The following is a 17,076-nucleotide window of genomic DNA, read 5'->3' on the forward strand; positions in this document are numbered from 1 at the left end:
GGGACCTGATCGTGTACGCCGGGTGCCGCTTCGGCGGGGAGCGGCTGGCGAAACGGGTCGGCTGGTTGCGCGACAACGAGAGGCTCGACGCACTCCGGGTCCGGTTGGCAGAGCACGAGATCAGCGTGCTGCTGACGTCCCGCCTGATCCCGGGCGGACGGGTGCCTGTGCTGCTGGCGGCCGGGCTGGCCGGCTACCGCTGGGAGCGGTTCGCGCTCGTCGACCTGACCGCGTCGTCGCTGTGGGCGGCGGTCTACATGGCGATCGGGCTGCTCGGGTACGCGCTGTTCGACGAGCCCTGGCAGGGCGTGCTGGCGGCGATCGTACTGGTGATCCTGACGACCGTGGTCAGCAGCGTGGTCCAGCGCCGACGCCGGAAGAAGTGGGCGTCAGACCCCGAATGAGGCGCTCCGGAGCCGCTCGATCGTCTCCGCGTCGCCCTCCAGCCGGACGTCGGCCACCTGCTGCCGGCCGAAGCAGAACAGCACCAGCTCCGACGGCTCGCCGGTCACCGTGACCGACCCGAGCCCGGTCGGCTTCTTCGCGACCGACGTCGACCCGTCGGGCCGCCGCAGGACCAGGCCGCTCGGCGCCTTCCGGGTCATCGACTTGGCGGCCAGCCGGACCGCCTTCCACAGGCCCGCCTGCTGGCCGGGCGGGAGGGTGCGGACGTCGTACGACGGCTGGGCCCGGCGGACGTCCTCGTGGTGGACGAAGTACTCGGTCGTGTTCAACTGGTGGCCGAACTTCGGCACCGAGTAGATCGAGAACGTCGGCGGCCCGGTGCGGACCTTGTCCACGATCTCGGTGAAGCCGTACTGCGCCTTCGCGCGGGCCATCCGCTTCTCGGTGGTGTCCGACAGGGCCGGGATCATGATGCCCGGCCCGGCCATCGGGTCGGCCTCGCGGACGTACAGGTGGACGGCCAGATCGTGTGTCGTCCAGCCTTCGCACAGCGTCGGCTGGTCAGGGCCGAGCTGGTCGAACAGGTCACACAGAGCGAGTCGTTCTCCCCGGCTGTAGTCGGTCACAGGTCGATCGTAGTTGTCGGGGTGGAATGGCAGAATGTCAATCGTTGTCATGACTGTGTCTGATCGATGCACCTGAATGCCTGGAGCGTGTTGCCCGTGCCGCCGAAAGTCCCGGACAAGGGGAGCGTGACCCGGAGGGGCTTCGCGGTCCTGAAGGTCGCGATCTGGGAGGAGCCGTGGATCTTCGCCCTGTCGGTGCTCGCGAGCATGCTGTACGGCGCGATGACGGTGGCCGACGGGTGGGCGCTCGGCTGGGCGACCGACAACGTGGTCCGGCCCGCGCTGGAGCGCGGTGACACCACCGGCGGCGCGATCGCGGCGCTGATCTCGCTGTTCCTCGGGATCGCGGTCCTGCGGGCGATCGGGGTGGTCGGCCGGCGGATCGGGGCCGGCGTGATGCAGTTCCGGCTGCAGGCGACGTACCGGCGCCGCGTGACCCGGCAGTATCTGAAGCTGCCGCTCGAGTGGCACCACAAGCACCCGACCGGACAGTTGCTGTCGAACGCGAACGCCGACGTCGAGTCGATCTGGTTCGTCATCGCTCCGCTGCCGATGGCCATCGGCGTGGTCGCGATGCTGGCCTTCGCCACCTTCGCCATGTTCTTGGCCGACTTCTGGCTGGCGCTGGTCGGCTGCCTGGTGTTCCCGCTGGTGTTCGTGGCGAACGTGATCTTCCAGCGCTACCTGCAGCCGCTGGCTACCCGGGCCCAGCAACTCCGCGCGGATGTCTCCGAGGTCGCGCACGAGTCGTTCGACGGCGCGCTGGTGGTGAAGACGCTGGGCCGTGAGGCCGCCGAGACCGAGCGCTTCCGCGCCCCGACGTACGCGCTGCGGGACGCGAACATCGCGGTGAACAAGGCCCGGGGCCTGTTCGACCCGGTGATCGACGGCCTGCCCCGGCTGGGGGTGCTCGCGGTGCTGCTGGTCGGCGTCGGCCGGGTTCGGTCGGGTGCCGCCGACGCCGGTGACGTCGTGCAGGTGGCGTTCCTGTTCACGCTGATCGGGTTCCCGATCCGGGCGCTCGGCTGGGTGCTCGGCGAGTTGCCGCGATCCGTCGTCGGCTGGGACCGGGTGCAGCGGGTGCTCACCGCCGAGGGCGGGATGGAGTACGGCGACCGGCGGCTGACGTCGGCGAAGGCGGCCCGGCTCGAGGTCTCCGGCGTGCGGTTCGGCTACCTGCCCGAGCGGGACGTGCTGACCGGCGTCGACTTCTCCGTCGAGCCCGGCCGGACGGTCGCGATGGTCGGTCCGACCGGCGCCGGCAAGTCGACGCTGACCACCCTGCTCACCCGGCTGGTCGACCCGGAGGAGGGCGCGGTCAAAATCGACGGGCTCGACCTGCGCGACCTGGCCCGGGACGAGCTGGCCGGCTCCGTGGCGCTGGTGGCGCAAACCGCGTTCCTGTTCGACGACACGATCCGCGGCAACATCACGCTCGGCGGCGACCACAGCGACGAGGACGTCTGGGACGCGCTCCGGATCGCCCAGGGCGACGGCTTCGTCAAGGGACTGCCCGAGGGGCTGGACACGAAGGTCGGTGAGCGCGGTACGACGCTGTCGGGTGGCCAGCGGCAACGAATCGCCCTGGCCCGCGCGCTGGTACGCCGGCCGCGGCTGCTGATCCTGGACGACGCGACCAGCGCGGTCGACCCGCAGGTCGAGGCGCGGATCCTGGCCGGGCTGCGGTCCGCGGTCCAGGACGCCGAGGCCGCCAGCACCGTGCTGGTGATCGCCTACCGGAAGGCGACCATCTCGCTCGCCGACGAGGTGGTGTTCCTGGACGAGGGCCGGATCGCGGCGCAGGGCACGCACACCGAACTCCAGCAGACGTCGGCCGCCTATCGCGAACTGGTCGACGCCTACGAGAAGGACGCGGCCCGACGCCAGGAAGAGGCTGAGCTCGCCGCCGAGATCGACGACCTCGACGCGGAAGGGGCGTCCGCGTGAACGAGCGGAGCGAGCTCACCATCAAGCACAGTCGACCTGGTGCCTCAGCCGCGCCCGGAGCGAAGCGAGGACGTGGATGAGTTCCTCGGAAACGACACGGCTGGACCACGGCGACGACGCGGGCGGTCTGGAGACGCTGCGGCAGGGAATCCGGGTGTCACCCGAGCTGGCGCAGGGGTGGTGGATCACCGGGCTGCTGGCGCTGCTGATGACGGCCGGGCGGATCGTCGTACCGATCGCGGTGCAGCAGACGATCGACAAGGGGCTGTCCGGTCCGGGCGGGCCGAACATGTCCTACGTCGCGTGGATGTGCCTGGTCTGTGCGATCAGCGTGCTCGTCACCGCAGGCGCGTCGTACCTGACGACCGTGCGGCTGGCGATCAACTCCGAGCGCGGTCTGGCGACGATGCGGATCAAGGCGTTCCGGCACGTGCACGACCTGCCGGTGCTCACCCAGAGCACCGAACGGCGGGGCGCACTGGTCAGCCGGGTGACGTCCGACGTGGACACGGTGTCGCAGTTCCTGCAGTTCGGCGGGTTCATCTTCCTGGTCAGCCTCGGTCAGATGCTGCTCGCGACCGTGGTGATGTTCGTCTACTCGTGGCAGCTCGCGCTGGTCGTGCTGATCTGCTTCATCCCGCTCTTCGCCAGCCTGAAGTACCTGCAGCGGCTGATGTCGGCCGCGTACGGCGTGGTCCGGGCGAAGGTCGGCGAGATGCTGTCGGCGATCGCCGAGCCCGTGGTCGGAGCCCAGGTGGTCCGGGCCTACGCGATCGAGAAGCGTACCCAGGAGCGGATCGACGGCTCGATCGAGGACTACCGGCGGCAGGCGACGAAGGCGCAGGCGATCACCGGTCTGACGTTCTCGATCGGCGGTCTGGCCGCCGGTCTCGCGAACGCGGGTGTGCTCACGGCCGGGGTGCTGCTCGGGGTCGACGGGCAGGCGACGCTGGGCGAGATCCTGGCGTTCATGTTCCTGGTCGCGCTGTTCTCCGACCCGGTGCAGATCGCGACCCAGGTGCTCACCGACGCCCAGAGCGCGTTCGCCGGCTGGCGGCGGGTGCTCGGCGTGATCGCGACCCCGGCCGACGTGGTGGACCCCGGTGAGTCGGGGGTCGTGCAGGCGCGCGGCCCGATCTCGGTCGAGTTCAGCGACGTGGACTTCGCGTACCCGGACGGCGATCTGGTCCTGCGCGACGTCGACGTCCGGCTGGAGCCGCACCGGCGGGTCGCGGTGGTGGGGGAGACCGGGTCGGGGAAGACGACGTTCGCGAAGCTGCTGACCCGGTTGATGGACCCGACGTCGGGCGCCGTCCTGCTGGACGGCGTGGACGCGCGGGAGATCTCGTTCGCGTCGCTGCGCGAGCGCGTCGTGATGGTGCCGCAGGACGGGTACCTGTTCGACGCCTCGCTGGCCGAGAACGTGCGCTTCGGGCGGCCGGAGGTGACGGACGAGCAGTTGCTGGCAGCCTTCGAGTCGCTCGGGCTGACCGACTGGCTCGAGTCGTTGCCGGCCGGTCTGGACTCCCCGGTCGGCCAGCGCGGTGAGTCGCTGTCGGCAGGTGAGCGTCAGCTGGTCGCGCTGGTCCGGGCGAACATCGCCGACCCCGACCTGCTGGTCCTCGACGAGGCCACGTCGGCGGTCGACCCCGGGACCGAGGTCCGGGTGAACGCGGCGCTGGAGCGACTGATGGCGGGCCGTACGTCGGTGACGATCGCGCACCGGTTGTCGACGGCGGAGGCGGCCGACGAGGTGCTGGTCTTCGACAACGGCGAGGTCGTCGAGCGCGGCCCGCACGCCGAGCTGGTCCGTGCCGGCGGGGTGTACACCCGGCTGCACGACAGCTGGATCGCGCAGCGCAGCGCACTCTAGACGCTGTCCGGACGTGCGACGGCCGGGACCACGGAAAGGGGCTGGTCCCGGCCGTTCACATCAGGCGGTCGACTCAGGAGGTGGGGGCGGCACCGTTCTCCCGGCCGGTCCCCGGCTGGGGCACCAGCAGGAACTCGACGCCGCCCTTGTCGTCGACCGCCGCGTCCAGGATCTTGTCGTCCAGCGCGTTCGCGGCGTTCTCCTCCAGGAACACCCGCGCTCCACTTTCCTCGACCACCTGGTCGCCCGGGCGTGGCGCTTCCGTGGTCGTCACGGCCAGCGCGGGGTTGGCCGGATCCTCCTGCGAGATCCGCACCCCGGCGCCGTCCGGCGCACCCTCGACCCCTGTGATGCTCTTGATCACCAGAGTCGCGTTCTCGGTGAGCGTCAGCACAACTACTCCAACCTGTAGACGTTCAGGAGTTCGCCCCGTGCCCGATCCGCCCAACCCCAAACACGGCGTGGTCGAGGTCACTCTGTGCACAGCATGAGTACTCCGACGCCCGCAAAACGCTCACGCGGTGCACAAAGTCGGCTGTAGGACGGGCGCGACGCGCCAGCCGGGCGGGTCGCCGGCGCGTTGGATGCCACGGTGGAACGCGGAGCGGAGCCGCCGAACCAACTGCTGCGGGCGTCGGACGGCGTCCTCCCAGCCGAAGTGGATCAGCTCGAGCCCGTGGTCGGTCAGCCGCTGGTCCCGCTCGTACGAGCGGCGCAGCAGGCGGCGGCGTTCCTGCGCGGTCGGTGCCTCGAACTTCTGCAGCCCGTCGGCCTCGGCGACCGTCCGGAACTCCGGCGACCAGAAGTCGACCCGCTCCACCATCCAGCGGTATCCGTCCCAGAACTGCGCCTGGAGGACGGGCACCGGCAGGCCTGCCTCCAAGAACACCACCCGCGCGAACGACTCCAGTGCCGACTCCGACCGCGGATCCCCGAGAGCGACCGCCGCCCGTGCAGCGCGGATGCTGGGCCAGCGCTCCTGGCCCTCCATCACAGCCTCGAGTTCGGCACGCGAGACGGCCCGGGCCAAGGTGTCGTCAACCGTGACGACCGCCTCACGTAAGGGGAGCTCACGTGCGAGGTCGACCGTTGTCCTTGCGTCGGAGGTCAGCACCAGACCCCGGTGATGCTGGAGTTCGGACGCCGGGAGACCGGCCCGCCGGAGTACGACGTCGGCATTCCTCAGGTTGCGCTGCGTGCCCGGCGGTCGCGTGAGCCAGACCGGACCCGACGTACCGGTGCCCCACACGCGGAGGCCGCGGAGCTCCGCCGCGCTGAAATGGCTGACGACGGTCCCAGGATGGGCAGCCTGAGTACAGGCGATCCGGGTCTGTCGGGGGTCGACATGTCCGCCGACGTACCGGGAGTGGAACCGCTGGAGGGCGCGCTTGCGCAACAGCCGCTGCACATCGTGCTGTTCGAGCCCCAACCGGAGGAGGTCTCCGTGCCGGAGCGGCGTACCGGAACGCGCGACCAGCTCCGCCCGTACGTCCGCTGCCAGCCTCTCCACCGCACGATCCTCGCGCGAAGCGACCTCCTCCCGCTCGACGCCTTGTGGACAACCCACTTTGTGCACGGAGCGAGTACGTTCCGTGCCCCAACAGAGGAGACCCGTGCACAAAGTCGGTTGGGGTCGCGGAAAGTCGGGTGCGGGGAGGAGAGCGGGTGGTGTCTGATCGGATCATGGCGATCGAGATGGACGAGCCGGAGGTCGACGGACTGGGTGCGGCGGCGCGGGCGCTCCGGGCGTGGCAGTACGACGGTGCGCAGCCGCAACTGCATCCCGGGGACCTCGGCTGGTACTGGCGCTTCGGCGTCGAGCGGACGGCGGCGGCGGTCCGTACCTGGAGCCGCGACGGGGAGGTCGTGGCGGTCGGGCTGCTCGACGAGCCCGACCTGCTGCGGGTGGCGATCGCGCCGGAGCAGCAGCGCGACGAGGAGCTGGCGCGGCAGTTGGCCGAGGACGTGTCGGCACCGGAGCGCGGCGTACTGATCGAGGGCAAGGTGTACGTCGAGGCGCCGATGGGAGCGCTCGTCCGGGAGCTGCTGCAGAAGGACGGCTGGGAGTCCGACGAGCCGTGGGTTCCGCTGCGGCGTGCGCTCGACGAGCCGGTGGAGGATCCCGGCGTACGGGTCGACGTGGTCGGCCCGGAGCAGGCGAGTGAACGGACCACGGTGCAGCGGGCGTCGTTCGACGGATCCACGTTCACCGAGGAGCGGTGGCACGCGATGGCGGCGGGAGCGCCGTATGAGGACGCCCGGTGCCTGATCGCCCGGAACGCGCAGGGTGACGCGGTGGCGGCCATCACCGTCTGGTCGGCCGGCGAAGGCAAGCCCGGGCTGATCGAGCCCATGGGCGTGCATCGAACCCACCGCGGCCGCGGCTACGGTCAGGCGATCACCGTGGCCGGCGCCCGCGCCCTGCGCGAGCTCGGCGCGTCCAGCGCGGTCGTCAGCACCCCGGGCTTCAACGTCGGCGCGGTCGCCACCTACACGTCGGCCGGTTTCGTCCCGCAACCCGAGACCCGCGACGTGTACCGCCCGGGCTAGGCGGCGGTCTGGTCAGCGGCGCGGAGCACGCGGAGGATGTTGCCACCGGCAAGCTTCGCGAGCTCCTGGTCGTTCCAGCCACGGTCGGCCAGCGCCTCGAACAGGGCCGGGTACGTCGACACGTCCTCGAGCCCGGCCGGGAGACCGGGGCAGCCGTCGTAGTCGCCGCCGATGCCGAGGTGGTCGACGCCGGCGACCTCGCGGACGTGCTCCACGTGCCGGACGACGTCCGCGAGCGTCGCCACCGGCCGCGGCCGTCCGACCAGCAGCTCCAGCTCTCCGGCGTCGTCCAGCTCGGACGTCGTCCGCCCGGCCTCCTTGGCCTTCGCGGACGCCTCCTCGGCCCAGTCGGCGTACGCCTGGGAGACGAACGCGGGCACGAACGTCACCATGCAGACGCCCTCGTTGCGGGCGAGCGTCTCCAGGACGTCGTCCGGCGCATTCCGGGGGACGTCGCAGACCGCCCGTGCGGACGAGTGGCTGAAGATCACCGGCGAGCTCGTCACCCGGAGCGCGTGCCGCATCGTGTCCGCCGAGACGTGCGAGAGGTCGACCAGCATGCCGATCCGGTTCATCTCCCGGACGACCTCCTCGCCGAAGTCGTTCAGCCCGCCGAGCACCGGCTCGTCGGTCGCCGAGTCCGCCCAGGACACGTTGTGGTTGTGGGTCAGCGTCATGTACCGGACGCCGAGCGCACGCATCACCCGCAGGACGCCGAGCGACTCCCCGACCGAGTGACCGCCCTTCATCCCCATCAGCGAGGCGATCCGGCCCTCCTTGATCGCCGCCTCCACGTCGTCGGCCGTGGCCGTCAGCGCCAGCTCCGCGGGGAACCGCTCGACCAGTCGCCGGACGAAGTCGAGCTGCTCGAACGTACGCCGTACGGCGTCGGCGTCCTGCGGCACCCAGAGCGACCAGAACTGGGCGCCCACCCGGCCGCGCCGCAGCCGGGGCAGATCGGTGTGCAGCTGCGGAACCGGTCCGTTCAGGTCGTACGCGTCCAGGTCGTACCCGCACAGCTCGTAGAACGCGATCGGCAGGTCGTTGTGCCCGTCGATCACCGGGTGCTCGCGCAGCAGTTCCTCGATCCTCGGCATCGGGCCATCCTCGCAGTTCCGGACCGTGGTCAGCCGGCCGCCCGGCATCGGCGACAATAGACGGGTGAGTATCGACGAGCTGACCTTCGACGCGGCCGGGCTGATCCCGGCGGTGGTACAGCAGTACGACACGCGTGAGGTCCTGATGGTGGGCTGGATGAACGCCGAGGCGGTACGCCGGACCGCGGCGACCGGGCGGAGCACGTTCTGGTCCCGCAGCCGGCAGGAGTACTGGGTGAAGGGCGAGACCAGCGGCCATCGGCAGCACGTCAAGCAGATCCTCGTCGACTGCGACGCCGACACGCTGCTCGTCCTGGTCGACCAGGAGGGCCCGGCCTGCCACACCGGCACTCGCAGCTGCTTCGAGCACGGCGAGATCGAGGTGCTGCACTGATGGCCGGGCCTTCGGCGCCTGCTGGGTCATGGGGCTGGAACTCCCGGCCTTCCCTCGTCGCTCCAGTCGCTCCGCTCCCTCCGCTCCTCAGTCCAGGCCGGGAGGCCTCATGACCGACGCCAACCCGGCTATCGAGACTTTCCGGGAGTACGCGAAGGACCGCCGGGTCATCCCGGTGACGCGCCGGCTGCTCGCGGACGCGGAGACGCCGATCGGCGTGTACGGCAAGCTCGCGGCCGAGCGGCCCGGCACGTTCCTGCTGGAGTCGGCCGAGAACGGCGGCGTCTGGTCGCGGTACTCGTTCATCGGCGTCCGGTCCGCCGCGACGCTGACCGAGCGCGACGGCCAGGCCGTCTGGACCGGCAACCCGCCGGTCGGCCTGCCGCAGACCGGCGATCCGCTCAAGGCGCTCCGGGAGACCCTGGAGATCCTGCACACGCCGCGGCTGCCGGACCTGCCCCCGCTGACCGGCGGCATGGTCGGCTTCCTCGGGTACGACGCCGTCCGCCGGCTCGAACGGTTGCCGGACACAACGACCGACGACCTCGGCCTGCCCGAGCTGACATTCCTGTTCGCCACCGACCTGGCCGCGCTCGACCACGAGACCGGCGAGATCTGGCTGATCGCGAACGCGGTCAACTGGGACGACTCCGACGAGCGCGTCGACGAGGCCTACGCGGACGCGGTCCGCCGGCTCGACGCGATGGCGGCCGACCTGGCCCGGCCGACCCCGTCGTACGTCGTCCGCGCCGACCGGGGCGCGCAGCCGGATCCGCACCGGCAGCGGTCGAGCGCGGAGTACCGGCAGGCGGTCGAGCACGCGAAGGAGGAGATCCGCGCGGGCGAGGCGTTCCAGATCGTCGTGTCCCAGCGGTTCGAGCTGCAGACCTCCGCGAGCGCGCTCGACATCTACCGGGTGCTCCGCCGGTCGAACCCGAGCCCCTACATGTACCTGGTCCGGCTGGACGGGTTCGACATCGTCGGATCCAGCCCCGAGGCGCTGGTCAAGGTCACCGAGAACAAGGTGATCCTGCACCCGATCGCCGGCACCCGCCGCCGCGGCGCGACCCCGGAGGAGGACCACGCGCTGGAGGAGGAGCTCCGGGCCGATGCGAAGGAGCGGGCCGAGCACCTGATGCTGGTCGACCTCGGCCGCAACGACGTCGGCCGGGTCTGTGCGCCGGGCACCGTCGAGGTCGTCGACTTCATGGACGTCCGGCGGTACAGCCACGTCATGCACCTGGAGTCGACGGTGACCGGGCAGCTGGCCGCCGGCAAGACCGCGTTCGACGCGCTCACCGCCGCGTTCCCGGCCGGAACGTTGTCCGGGGCACCGAAGCCGCGGGCGATGGAGATCATCGACAAGCTCGAGGTGACCCGCCGCGGGGTGTACGGCGGCGTGGTCGGCTACCTCGACTTCGCCGGTGACGCCGACACCGCGATCGCCATCCGGACCGCGGTGCTGCGCGGTACGACGGCGTACGTCCAGGCCGGTGCGGGCATCGTCGCCGACTCCGACCCGGCCGCCGAGGACGCGGAGTGCCGGACCAAGGCGGCGGCCGTGCTCAACGCGATCGCGGTCGCCGGAACGTTCAGTGACGTGTGATGCGGCCGCAGCGACTCGTTGACGTCCTCACCCTGGTGGCACTGGTTCTGCTCGGCATGTCGGCGTACCTGCCCTGGACCACGGTCAACGACGAGACGTTCAAGGGCTACGATCTGACCCGCGCGCCGGTGTTCCTCGCGGCGGCAGGCGTGGTGGCCGTGATCGTGACGAAACTGGCCGGTACGGCGCTGCGCCGCGTGCTGGCCGTCCTGGTCGTGCTGTTGGGCGTGCTGGCCGTGGTGGTCGCGTTCCAGGTCCGCCCGGGGCTCGAGGAGCTGACCCGGCTGCGGCCGGCGCTCGCGCTCGGCACCGACTCGTTCGCGATCACCACCGGACCGGCTCCCTGGTTCGCGCTGGCCGGGGGAGCCGCACTCGTGGCGGCCGGGCTGGTCGCCGTACTGACAGCGCATCGCTGGCGGCGGGCGACGGCCCGTTACGAGCGTGATCCGGCCGCCTCGCCGGCCGATCAGTGGAAGGCGATCGACGCCGGGGAGGACCCGACTCTTTGATCGCGGCGGGCTACCGCCACAATAGGACGGGACGACGACGAGGAGTGGCGCCAACCATGGACAAGACGATGGCTGATCAAGGGGCGGATCAACCGGCGACGCAGCCGCGCGAGGAGGCTCACGACCTGCACGGCAACAGCCCGGCGGCCTGGACCGCCGTGATCATCGTGCTGATCGCCTTCACAGTGGGTGCCATCGCGATGGTGCTGGGCCCGAACTGGCTGCTGTTCTGGATCTCGGTCGCGATCGCCGTGGTCGGTGCGCTGACCGGCAAGGTGATGCAGTTGCTGGGCTTCGGGGTCCCGACCGACGACCGGCACTGAGGGGCGGACAGACGATGACTGTGCTTGACGACATTCTGGTGGGCGTCCGGGAGGACCTCGCCGAGCGCCAGGCGCGGGTCAGCCTGGACGACCTGAAGCTCGAGGCGCAACGCCAGCCCGACTGCAAGGATCCGATGCCGGTGTTCCGCGGCGACGGGATCGCGATCATCGCCGAGGTGAAGCGGTCCAGCCCGTCCAAGGGGGACCTGGCCGAGATCACCGACCCGGCCGCACTGGCCGGCGAGTACGAGGGCGGCGGCGCCGCGGCGATCTCGGTGCTGACCGAGCAGCGCCGGTTCAACGGCAGCCTGGACGACCTGCGCGCGGTTCGCGGCCGGGTCGACGTCCCGGTGCTGCGCAAGGACTTCATCGTGTCCTCGTACCAGCTCTGGGAGGCCCGGGCGGCCGGCGCCGACATGGTGCTGCTGATCGTCGCCGCGCTCGAGCAGGAGGCGCTGGTCTCGCTGGTCGAGCGCGCGCACTCGATCGGGCTGTGCCCGCTGGTCGAGGTGCACGACGAGGAGGAGACCCGGCGTGCGGTGGACGCCGGAGCCCAGCTGATCGGCGTGAACAACCGGAACCTGAAGACCCTCGAGGTCGACCGGGACACCTTCGCCCGGGTCGCGCCGACGATCCCGTCGAGCCTGGTCCGGGTGGCGGAGTCCGGCGTCCGGGGACCGCATGATGTAATCGAGTTCGCGCGCGCCGGGGCCGATGTCGTCCTCGTCGGTGAAACCCTGGTGACCGGCCGCGATCCCCGCGCCTCGGTCGCCGACCTCGTCGCTGCCGGATCGCACCCCGCCATCCAGCAGCGGCACTGATACGCCCGACCGCGACGCCGGCCTGGGCTCAAGATCCCCGCGCCGGCGGTTCGGGGTATTCGGAAGGCAGTTTTTCGGATGACAACTGTGCTGCCCGACCAGTTCGGGCACTTCGGCCGTTTCGGCGGCAGGTTCATGCCGGAGGCGCTGATCGCGCCGCTCGACGAGCTCACCACGGCGTGGCGGGAAGCGATGGCCGACCCGGCGTTCACCGGTGAGTTCGAGCGGATGCTGCGCCGGTACGTCGGCGCGCCGAGCCTGCTGTACGACGCGACCCGGCTGTCGGACGCGGCCGGGGCCCGGATCCTGCTCAAGCGCGAGGACCTGAACCACACCGGCGCGCACAAGATCCGGAACGCGATCGGCCAGGCCCTGCTGACCAAGCGGATGGGCAAGACCCGGGTGATCGCCGAGACCGGCGCCGGCCAGCACGGCGTCGCGACCGCGACCGCCTGCGCGTACATGGACCTCGAGTGCGTGGTCTACATGGGCGAGGTCGACACCGAGCGACAGGCCCTCAACGTGGCCCGCATGAAGCTGCTGGGCGCCGAGGTGGTCCCGGTGAAGACCGGCAGCCGGACGCTGAAGGACGCGATCAACGAGGCCCTGCGTGACTGGGTCGCCAGCGTCGACAAGACGCACTACATCCTCGGCACCGCAGCCGGTTCGCACCCGTTCCCGGCGATGGTGCGCGACTTCGTCCGCGGCATCGGCGACGAGGCCCGCGAGCAGTCGCTCGAACTGCTCGGCCGGCTCCCGGACGCGGCCGTCGCCTCGGTCGGCGGCGGGTCGAACGCGATCGGCCTGTTCGCCGCGTTCATCCCGGACGCCGACGTGAAGCTGTACGGCGTCGAGCCGGGCGGCGAGGGCTTCGACTCCGGCCGGCACGCAGCCACGATCAGCGCGGGCCAGGTCGGCGTACTGCACGGGGCGCGCTCGTTCCTGCTGCAGGACGAGGACGGGCAGACGATCGAGTCGCACTCGATCTCGGCCGGGCTGGACTACCCCGGCGTCGGACCGGAGCACGCGTGGCTGGCCGACACCGGGCGGGCGTCGTACCGGCCGATCACCGACGCCGAGGCGATGGAGGCGTTCCGGGTGCTGTCCCGGACCGAGGGCATCATCCCCGCGATCGAGTCCGCGCACGCGGTCGCCGGCGCGCTCGACATCGCCAAGGAACTCGGGCCGGAGGCCACCATCCTGGTGAACCTGTCCGGCCGTGGCGACAAGGACATGGACACGGCCGCTTCCTGGTTCGGCCTGGCGGACAAGGAGACCGGTCGTGAATGAGCTCGTTGCCCTGGGCAAGGCCGGGGCCGCGGTCCGGAAGGCGAACGCCGAGGGCCGCGGCGCCCTGGTCGGGTACCTGCCCGCGGGTTTCCCGACGTACGACGGTGCGCTGGACGGCTTGAAGGCACTGGTCGACGGCGGTGCCGACGTGCTCGAGCTCGGCCTGCCGTACAGCGATCCGGTGATGGACGGTGTCACGATCCAGCGCGCCACCGAGGTCGCGCTCGCCGCCGGCCTCCGGACGCGTGATGTGCTCAGCACGGTCGAGAAGATCGCGGCGTACTCCGACGTCCCGGTACTCGTGATGACGTACTGGAACCCGATCGAGCGGTACGGCGTCGACCGGTTCGCCGCCGACCTCGCCGGCGTCGGGGGAGCGGGGCTGATCACGCCCGACCTGATCCCGGACGAGGCCGCGGAGTGGGTCGTCGCGGCGGACGAGCACGACCTGGACAAGGTGTTCCTGGTCTCGCCGTCGTCCACCGACGAACGGATCGCGATGACGACGGCTGCCTGTCGCGGCTTCGTCTACGCGACCGCCGTGATGGGCGTCACCGGTGCACGGGACAAGCCCTCCGCGCTGGCGGAGCCTCTGGTGACCCGGGTGAAGGCGGCGACCGAGGTGCCGGTCGGCGTCGGCCTCGGGATCTCGAACGGGGACCAGGCGGCCGGCGTGGCTGCGTTCGCGGACGCGGTCATCGTCGGCGCGGCGCTCGTCAACGCGCTCGGGGACGGTGGCCCGGCCGCCGTACGCGCGCTCACCGAGGATCTGGCCGAAGGTGTCCGGCGGGAACCCAGCGCCGCCGCCGGTCGTTAGACACGCCGTGAGTCGAACCAGGAGCGCGGCCGTACTCCTCGCCGCGGTGGCTCTGCTCGCCCTCGCGGGCTGCAGCGGCGGCAAGGACAAGGACCAGGCGGACAACCCCGGCGGTGCGGTCATCCGGACCACCGCGAACCCGAACGGGTTGCGGGGGGCGACGCTGGACCGGCCGTACTCGTTGCCGTCGGCGACGCTGACCGACACCCACGGCAACAAGTTCAACCTGGTCACGTCCACCAAGAAGCCGGTCACGCTGGTGTTCTTCGGGTACACCAACTGCCCGGACGTCTGCCCGACCGTGATGGCCGACGTGGCGTCCGCGCTGACCAAGCTGGACGAGTCGGTCCGTGACCAGGTGCAACTGCTGTTCATCACCACCGACCCGGCCCGCGACACCGGCCCGGTCGTCCGCAAGTACCTCGACCGCTTCGACCCGGCCTTCGTGGGGCTGACCGGGTCGCTGACCGAGATCAAGGACATCGCCAAGGCCGTCGGCGTACCCGTGGAGGGCATGAAGAAGCTGCCGTCCGGTGGGTACGAGGTCGGCCACGGTGCCCAGGTGCTCGGGTTCGGCAAGAACGACAAGGCGAATGTGCTCTGGTTGTCGAACGCCGCCATCGGCGACCTCGCGCACGACTTCGGAAAGCTGGTGGAGGACAACCAGTGAAGGTTCCCACGACCTTTTCCCCGGCGGATGTGAAGCAGCGGCCCTGGTTTCCCTGGGTGTCGCTGGTGGCCCGGCTCGGGCTCGGCGGTGTGATGCTGGTGGCCGGGGCTCTGAAGGTGACCGACCCGGAGACCGCGTCCCAGGCGGTCCGGGCGTACGACCTGCTGCCGTCGGCGCTGGTCGCGCCGGTCGGCTGGGGCCTGCCGTTCCTCGAGATCGCGATCGGATTGCTGTTGATCGTCGGTTTCGGTGTCCGCGCCGCGGCGGTGGCCGCGGGTGTTTTCATGATGGTGTTCATCGCCGCGGTGACCTCCGCCTGGGTGCGCGGCCTGGCGATCGACTGCGGCTGCTTCGGCGGCGGCGGCGCGGTCGCCCCGGGTGAGACGAAGTACCTGCAGGAGATCCTGCGGGACGTCGGGTTACTGCTGCTGGCCGTCTGGTTGTGGCTGAGCCCGGTGAGTAAGTTCGCCCTCGAGTCCGATCCGCACACCCCGACAGGAGTCACCGCGTCGTGAGCAAGACCAAAACCCCCGTGAACCCGCTGCTGCAGCAGAAGAAGCGCCGGATCACGCCGGGCATCATCGTGGTGATCGTGCTGGTGCTCGCCCTCGGCGGCGGTGTCGGCGTGCAGTACTGGCGCAGCCACTCCACGGTGGAGGTCAGCTCGAACGGCCGGCCCGAGCCGACCGTGATCGAGGGGCCGGGCACGGCCGGCAAGGGCGTCACGGTCGGCAAGGAAGGCGCCAAGGCGCACATCGACATCTACCTCGATTTCCGCTGCCCGCACTGCGCGGAGTTCGAGGAGCGCACCGGCGCGACCGTCGACAAGCTGGTCCAGGACGGCACCGCGACGCTGACCTACTGGCCGCTGGTCTTCGTGAACCCGGACGCCTCGCCGCGCCTGGCGAACGCGTTCGCGGCCGCCGCCGCCAACGGCAAGGCGCTCAGCTACGCCGACGAGATGTACGCCGACTTCAGCAAGTCCTGGACCACCGACCAGCTGATCTCCCTGGGCAAGCAGCTCGGGATCGACGACGCGAAATTCGAGCAGGCCGTCCGGGACAACTCCTACGGCGGCTGGCTGGACACGGTCTCCAAGGCCGCCGACGACCGCGGCGTGACCGGAACGCCGACGGTCTACGTCAACGACAAGCAGCTGGACGCCGACAACCTCACCGGCGAGGGTCTGCAGAAGGCTGTCGACGAGGCCGTGGCGGCGAGCTGAGCCAGTGCTCACCGACCGAGTCCCCATCGTGACCAAGAGTTCGCTGGTCGCGGTGGGGCCGGTCGAGTAGCGTTCCTGCTTGCCATGTCTGATCTCATCCCCGCCGTGATCGTTCCGGCGTTCATCCCAAGCCCCAGCCAGGGTGTCTGGCACCTCCTCGGCCTGCCGATCCGCGCGTACGCGCTGTGCATCCTGGCCGGGATCTTCGCCGGCTACTGGCTCGGCCGGAAGCGGTGGGTCGCCCGTGGCGGCTCGCCGACAGTGCTCGCCGACATCATGTTCTGGGCGATCCCGTTCGGCCTGGTCGGCGCCCGGGTCTACCACGTCATCACCGACGCAGAGCTGTACTTCGGCGAGGGCCGGAACCCGGTCGACGCGCTGAAGATCTGGCACGGCGGACTCGGCATCTGGGGTGCGGTCGGCTTCGGCGCGCTCGGCGCCTGGATCGCCTGCCGGCGGGCCAAGGTGCCGTTCCTGGCGGTCGCGGACGCGATGGCGCCGGGCATCGCGCTGGCGCAGGTGCTCGGGCGGTTCGGCAACTACTTCAACCAGGAGCTGTTCGGCAGGCCGACCGACCGGCCGTGGGGCCTGGAGATCGACCCCGCGCACCGGCCGGACGGGTACGCCGACTTCGCCACCTTCCACCCGACGTTCCTGTACGAGGCGATCTGGAACCTCGGCGTGATCGCGCTGGTGATCCTGGCGGGCCGGCGCTTCCCGCTGGGCCACGGGCGAGCGTTCTTCCTGTACGTCGCCGGCTACACGGTGGGCCGGGCCTGGATCGAGAACCTGCGCATCGACACGGTCAACCACTTCCTCGGCCTGCGCCTGAACGTGTGGACGTCGATCCTCCTGTTCGTTCTCTCGGTGGCCGCGTTCGTGATCAGCGCCCGCCTCCGCCCCGGCATCGAAGACATCTCCAC

At 70.7% G+C, this 17,076-nt stretch carries 19 protein-coding genes; 15 read left to right on the plus strand and 4 right to left on the minus strand.

Annotation, left to right across the window (positions count from 1 at the left end; genetic code table 11):
- Nucleotides 1-404 (plus strand): DedA family protein (locus tag E1218_RS28630; RefSeq protein WP_202866242.1); only part of this gene is annotated, 404 nt, incomplete at its 5' end.
- Here E1218_RS28630 and E1218_RS28635 read toward each other — a convergent pair.
- Entirely contained in the window at nt 390-1,031 is a 642-nt protein-coding gene (locus tag E1218_RS28635; RefSeq protein ID WP_132325797.1) for a TIGR03085 family metal-binding protein, read from the minus strand. The two genes, E1218_RS28630 and E1218_RS28635, sit on opposite strands and share 15 nt — an antisense overlap.
- A 96-nt stretch (nt 1,032-1,127) precedes the next feature.
- Between E1218_RS28635 and E1218_RS28640 the strand changes: the two genes are divergently transcribed.
- Both E1218_RS28640 and E1218_RS28645 read left to right on the plus strand, forming a co-directional pair.
- A complete protein-coding gene (locus E1218_RS28640; RefSeq protein ID WP_325052866.1) occupies nt 1,128-2,978 on the plus strand; it encodes an ABC transporter ATP-binding protein in 1,851 nt (616 codons plus the stop codon).
- A gap of 76 nt (nt 2,979-3,054) precedes the next feature.
- The gene (locus E1218_RS28645; RefSeq protein WP_132325799.1) at nt 3,055-4,851 is read left to right on the plus strand and encodes an ABC transporter ATP-binding protein; all 1,797 of its coding nucleotides are present in this window, start codon (nt 3,055-3,057) and stop codon (nt 4,849-4,851) included.
- A gap of 73 nt (nt 4,852-4,924) precedes the next feature.
- On the opposite strand, the gene E1218_RS28650 is transcribed toward E1218_RS28645, so the two are convergent.
- Complete coding sequence (locus tag E1218_RS28650; RefSeq protein ID WP_132325801.1) at nt 4,925-5,245, minus strand: Fe-S cluster assembly protein HesB; 321 nt, start codon at nt 5,243-5,245, stop codon at nt 4,925-4,927.
- Between the two features lie 120 nt (nt 5,246-5,365).
- Nucleotides 5,366-6,361 carry a hypothetical protein gene (locus E1218_RS28655; RefSeq protein WP_132325803.1) on the minus strand — a complete coding sequence of 332 codons (996 nt, stop codon included), beginning with the start codon at nt 6,359-6,361 and terminating at the stop codon, nt 5,366-5,368.
- 158 nt (nt 6,362-6,519) lie between these two features.
- Here E1218_RS28655 and E1218_RS28660 point away from each other — a divergent pair, with 158 nt between their 5' ends.
- Nucleotides 6,520-7,401 carry a GNAT family N-acetyltransferase gene (locus tag E1218_RS28660; RefSeq protein ID WP_233712536.1) on the plus strand — a complete coding sequence of 294 codons (882 nt, stop codon included), beginning with the start codon at nt 6,520-6,522 and terminating at the stop codon, nt 7,399-7,401.
- Here E1218_RS28660 and E1218_RS28665 read toward each other — a convergent pair.
- Entirely contained in the window at nt 7,398-8,498 is a 1,101-nt protein-coding gene (locus tag E1218_RS28665) for a dipeptidase (RefSeq protein ID WP_132325805.1), read from the minus strand. The genes E1218_RS28660 and E1218_RS28665 overlap by 4 nt on opposite strands.
- Before the next feature lie 64 nt (nt 8,499-8,562).
- Between E1218_RS28665 and hisI the strand changes: the two genes are divergently transcribed.
- The 11 genes from hisI to lgt all read left to right on the plus strand — a co-directional run.
- Complete coding sequence (gene hisI / locus E1218_RS28670) at nt 8,563-8,892, plus strand: phosphoribosyl-AMP cyclohydrolase (protein ID WP_132325807.1); 330 nt, start codon at nt 8,563-8,565, stop codon at nt 8,890-8,892.
- Between the two features lie 109 nt (nt 8,893-9,001).
- On the plus strand, nt 9,002-10,498 hold the full coding sequence (locus tag E1218_RS28675) for an anthranilate synthase component I (RefSeq protein ID WP_132325809.1): 1,497 nt from the start codon (nt 9,002-9,004) through the stop codon (nt 10,496-10,498).
- Nucleotides 10,498-11,007, plus strand: a complete 510-nt coding sequence (locus E1218_RS28680) for a Trp biosynthesis-associated membrane protein (RefSeq protein WP_132325811.1) — start codon at nt 10,498-10,500, stop codon at nt 11,005-11,007. Before E1218_RS28675 ends, E1218_RS28680 begins: the two co-directional genes overlap by 1 nt.
- A gap of 56 nt (nt 11,008-11,063) precedes the next feature.
- The gene (locus E1218_RS28685; protein WP_202866243.1) at nt 11,064-11,330 is read left to right on the plus strand and encodes an HGxxPAAW family protein; all 267 of its coding nucleotides are present in this window, start codon (nt 11,064-11,066) and stop codon (nt 11,328-11,330) included.
- 14 nt (nt 11,331-11,344) lie between these two features.
- Nucleotides 11,345-12,151, plus strand: a complete 807-nt coding sequence (gene trpC / locus E1218_RS28690) for an indole-3-glycerol phosphate synthase TrpC (protein WP_132325813.1) — start codon at nt 11,345-11,347, stop codon at nt 12,149-12,151.
- Nucleotides 12,152-12,229: 78 nt separating this feature from the next.
- A complete protein-coding gene (gene trpB / locus E1218_RS28695; protein WP_132325815.1) occupies nt 12,230-13,441 on the plus strand; it encodes a tryptophan synthase subunit beta in 1,212 nt (403 codons plus the stop codon).
- Complete coding sequence (gene trpA, locus E1218_RS28700) at nt 13,434-14,258, plus strand: tryptophan synthase subunit alpha (protein WP_132325817.1); 825 nt, start codon at nt 13,434-13,436, stop codon at nt 14,256-14,258. Before trpB ends, trpA begins: the two co-directional genes overlap by 8 nt.
- A 7-nt stretch (nt 14,259-14,265) precedes the next feature.
- Nucleotides 14,266-14,928 carry an SCO family protein gene (locus tag E1218_RS28705; RefSeq protein ID WP_233712537.1) on the plus strand — a complete coding sequence of 221 codons (663 nt, stop codon included), beginning with the start codon at nt 14,266-14,268 and terminating at the stop codon, nt 14,926-14,928.
- Nucleotides 14,925-15,443, plus strand: coding sequence for a MauE/DoxX family redox-associated membrane protein (locus E1218_RS28710; RefSeq protein ID WP_233712538.1), 519 nt, complete (start codon nt 14,925-14,927; stop codon nt 15,441-15,443). Before E1218_RS28705 ends, E1218_RS28710 begins: the two co-directional genes overlap by 4 nt.
- On the plus strand, nt 15,440-16,153 hold the full coding sequence (locus E1218_RS28715; protein WP_132325819.1) for a DsbA family protein: 714 nt from the start codon (nt 15,440-15,442) through the stop codon (nt 16,151-16,153). Before E1218_RS28710 ends, E1218_RS28715 begins: the two co-directional genes overlap by 4 nt.
- Nucleotides 16,154-16,237: 84 nt before the next feature.
- Nucleotides 16,238-17,076 (plus strand): prolipoprotein diacylglyceryl transferase (gene lgt, locus E1218_RS28720; RefSeq protein ID WP_132325821.1); only part of this gene is annotated, 839 nt, incomplete at its 3' end.

Origin of the sequence: Kribbella turkmenica (assembly GCF_004348725.1) — a bacterium.
GTDB lineage: Bacteria > Actinomycetota > Actinomycetes > Propionibacteriales > Kribbellaceae > Kribbella > Kribbella turkmenica.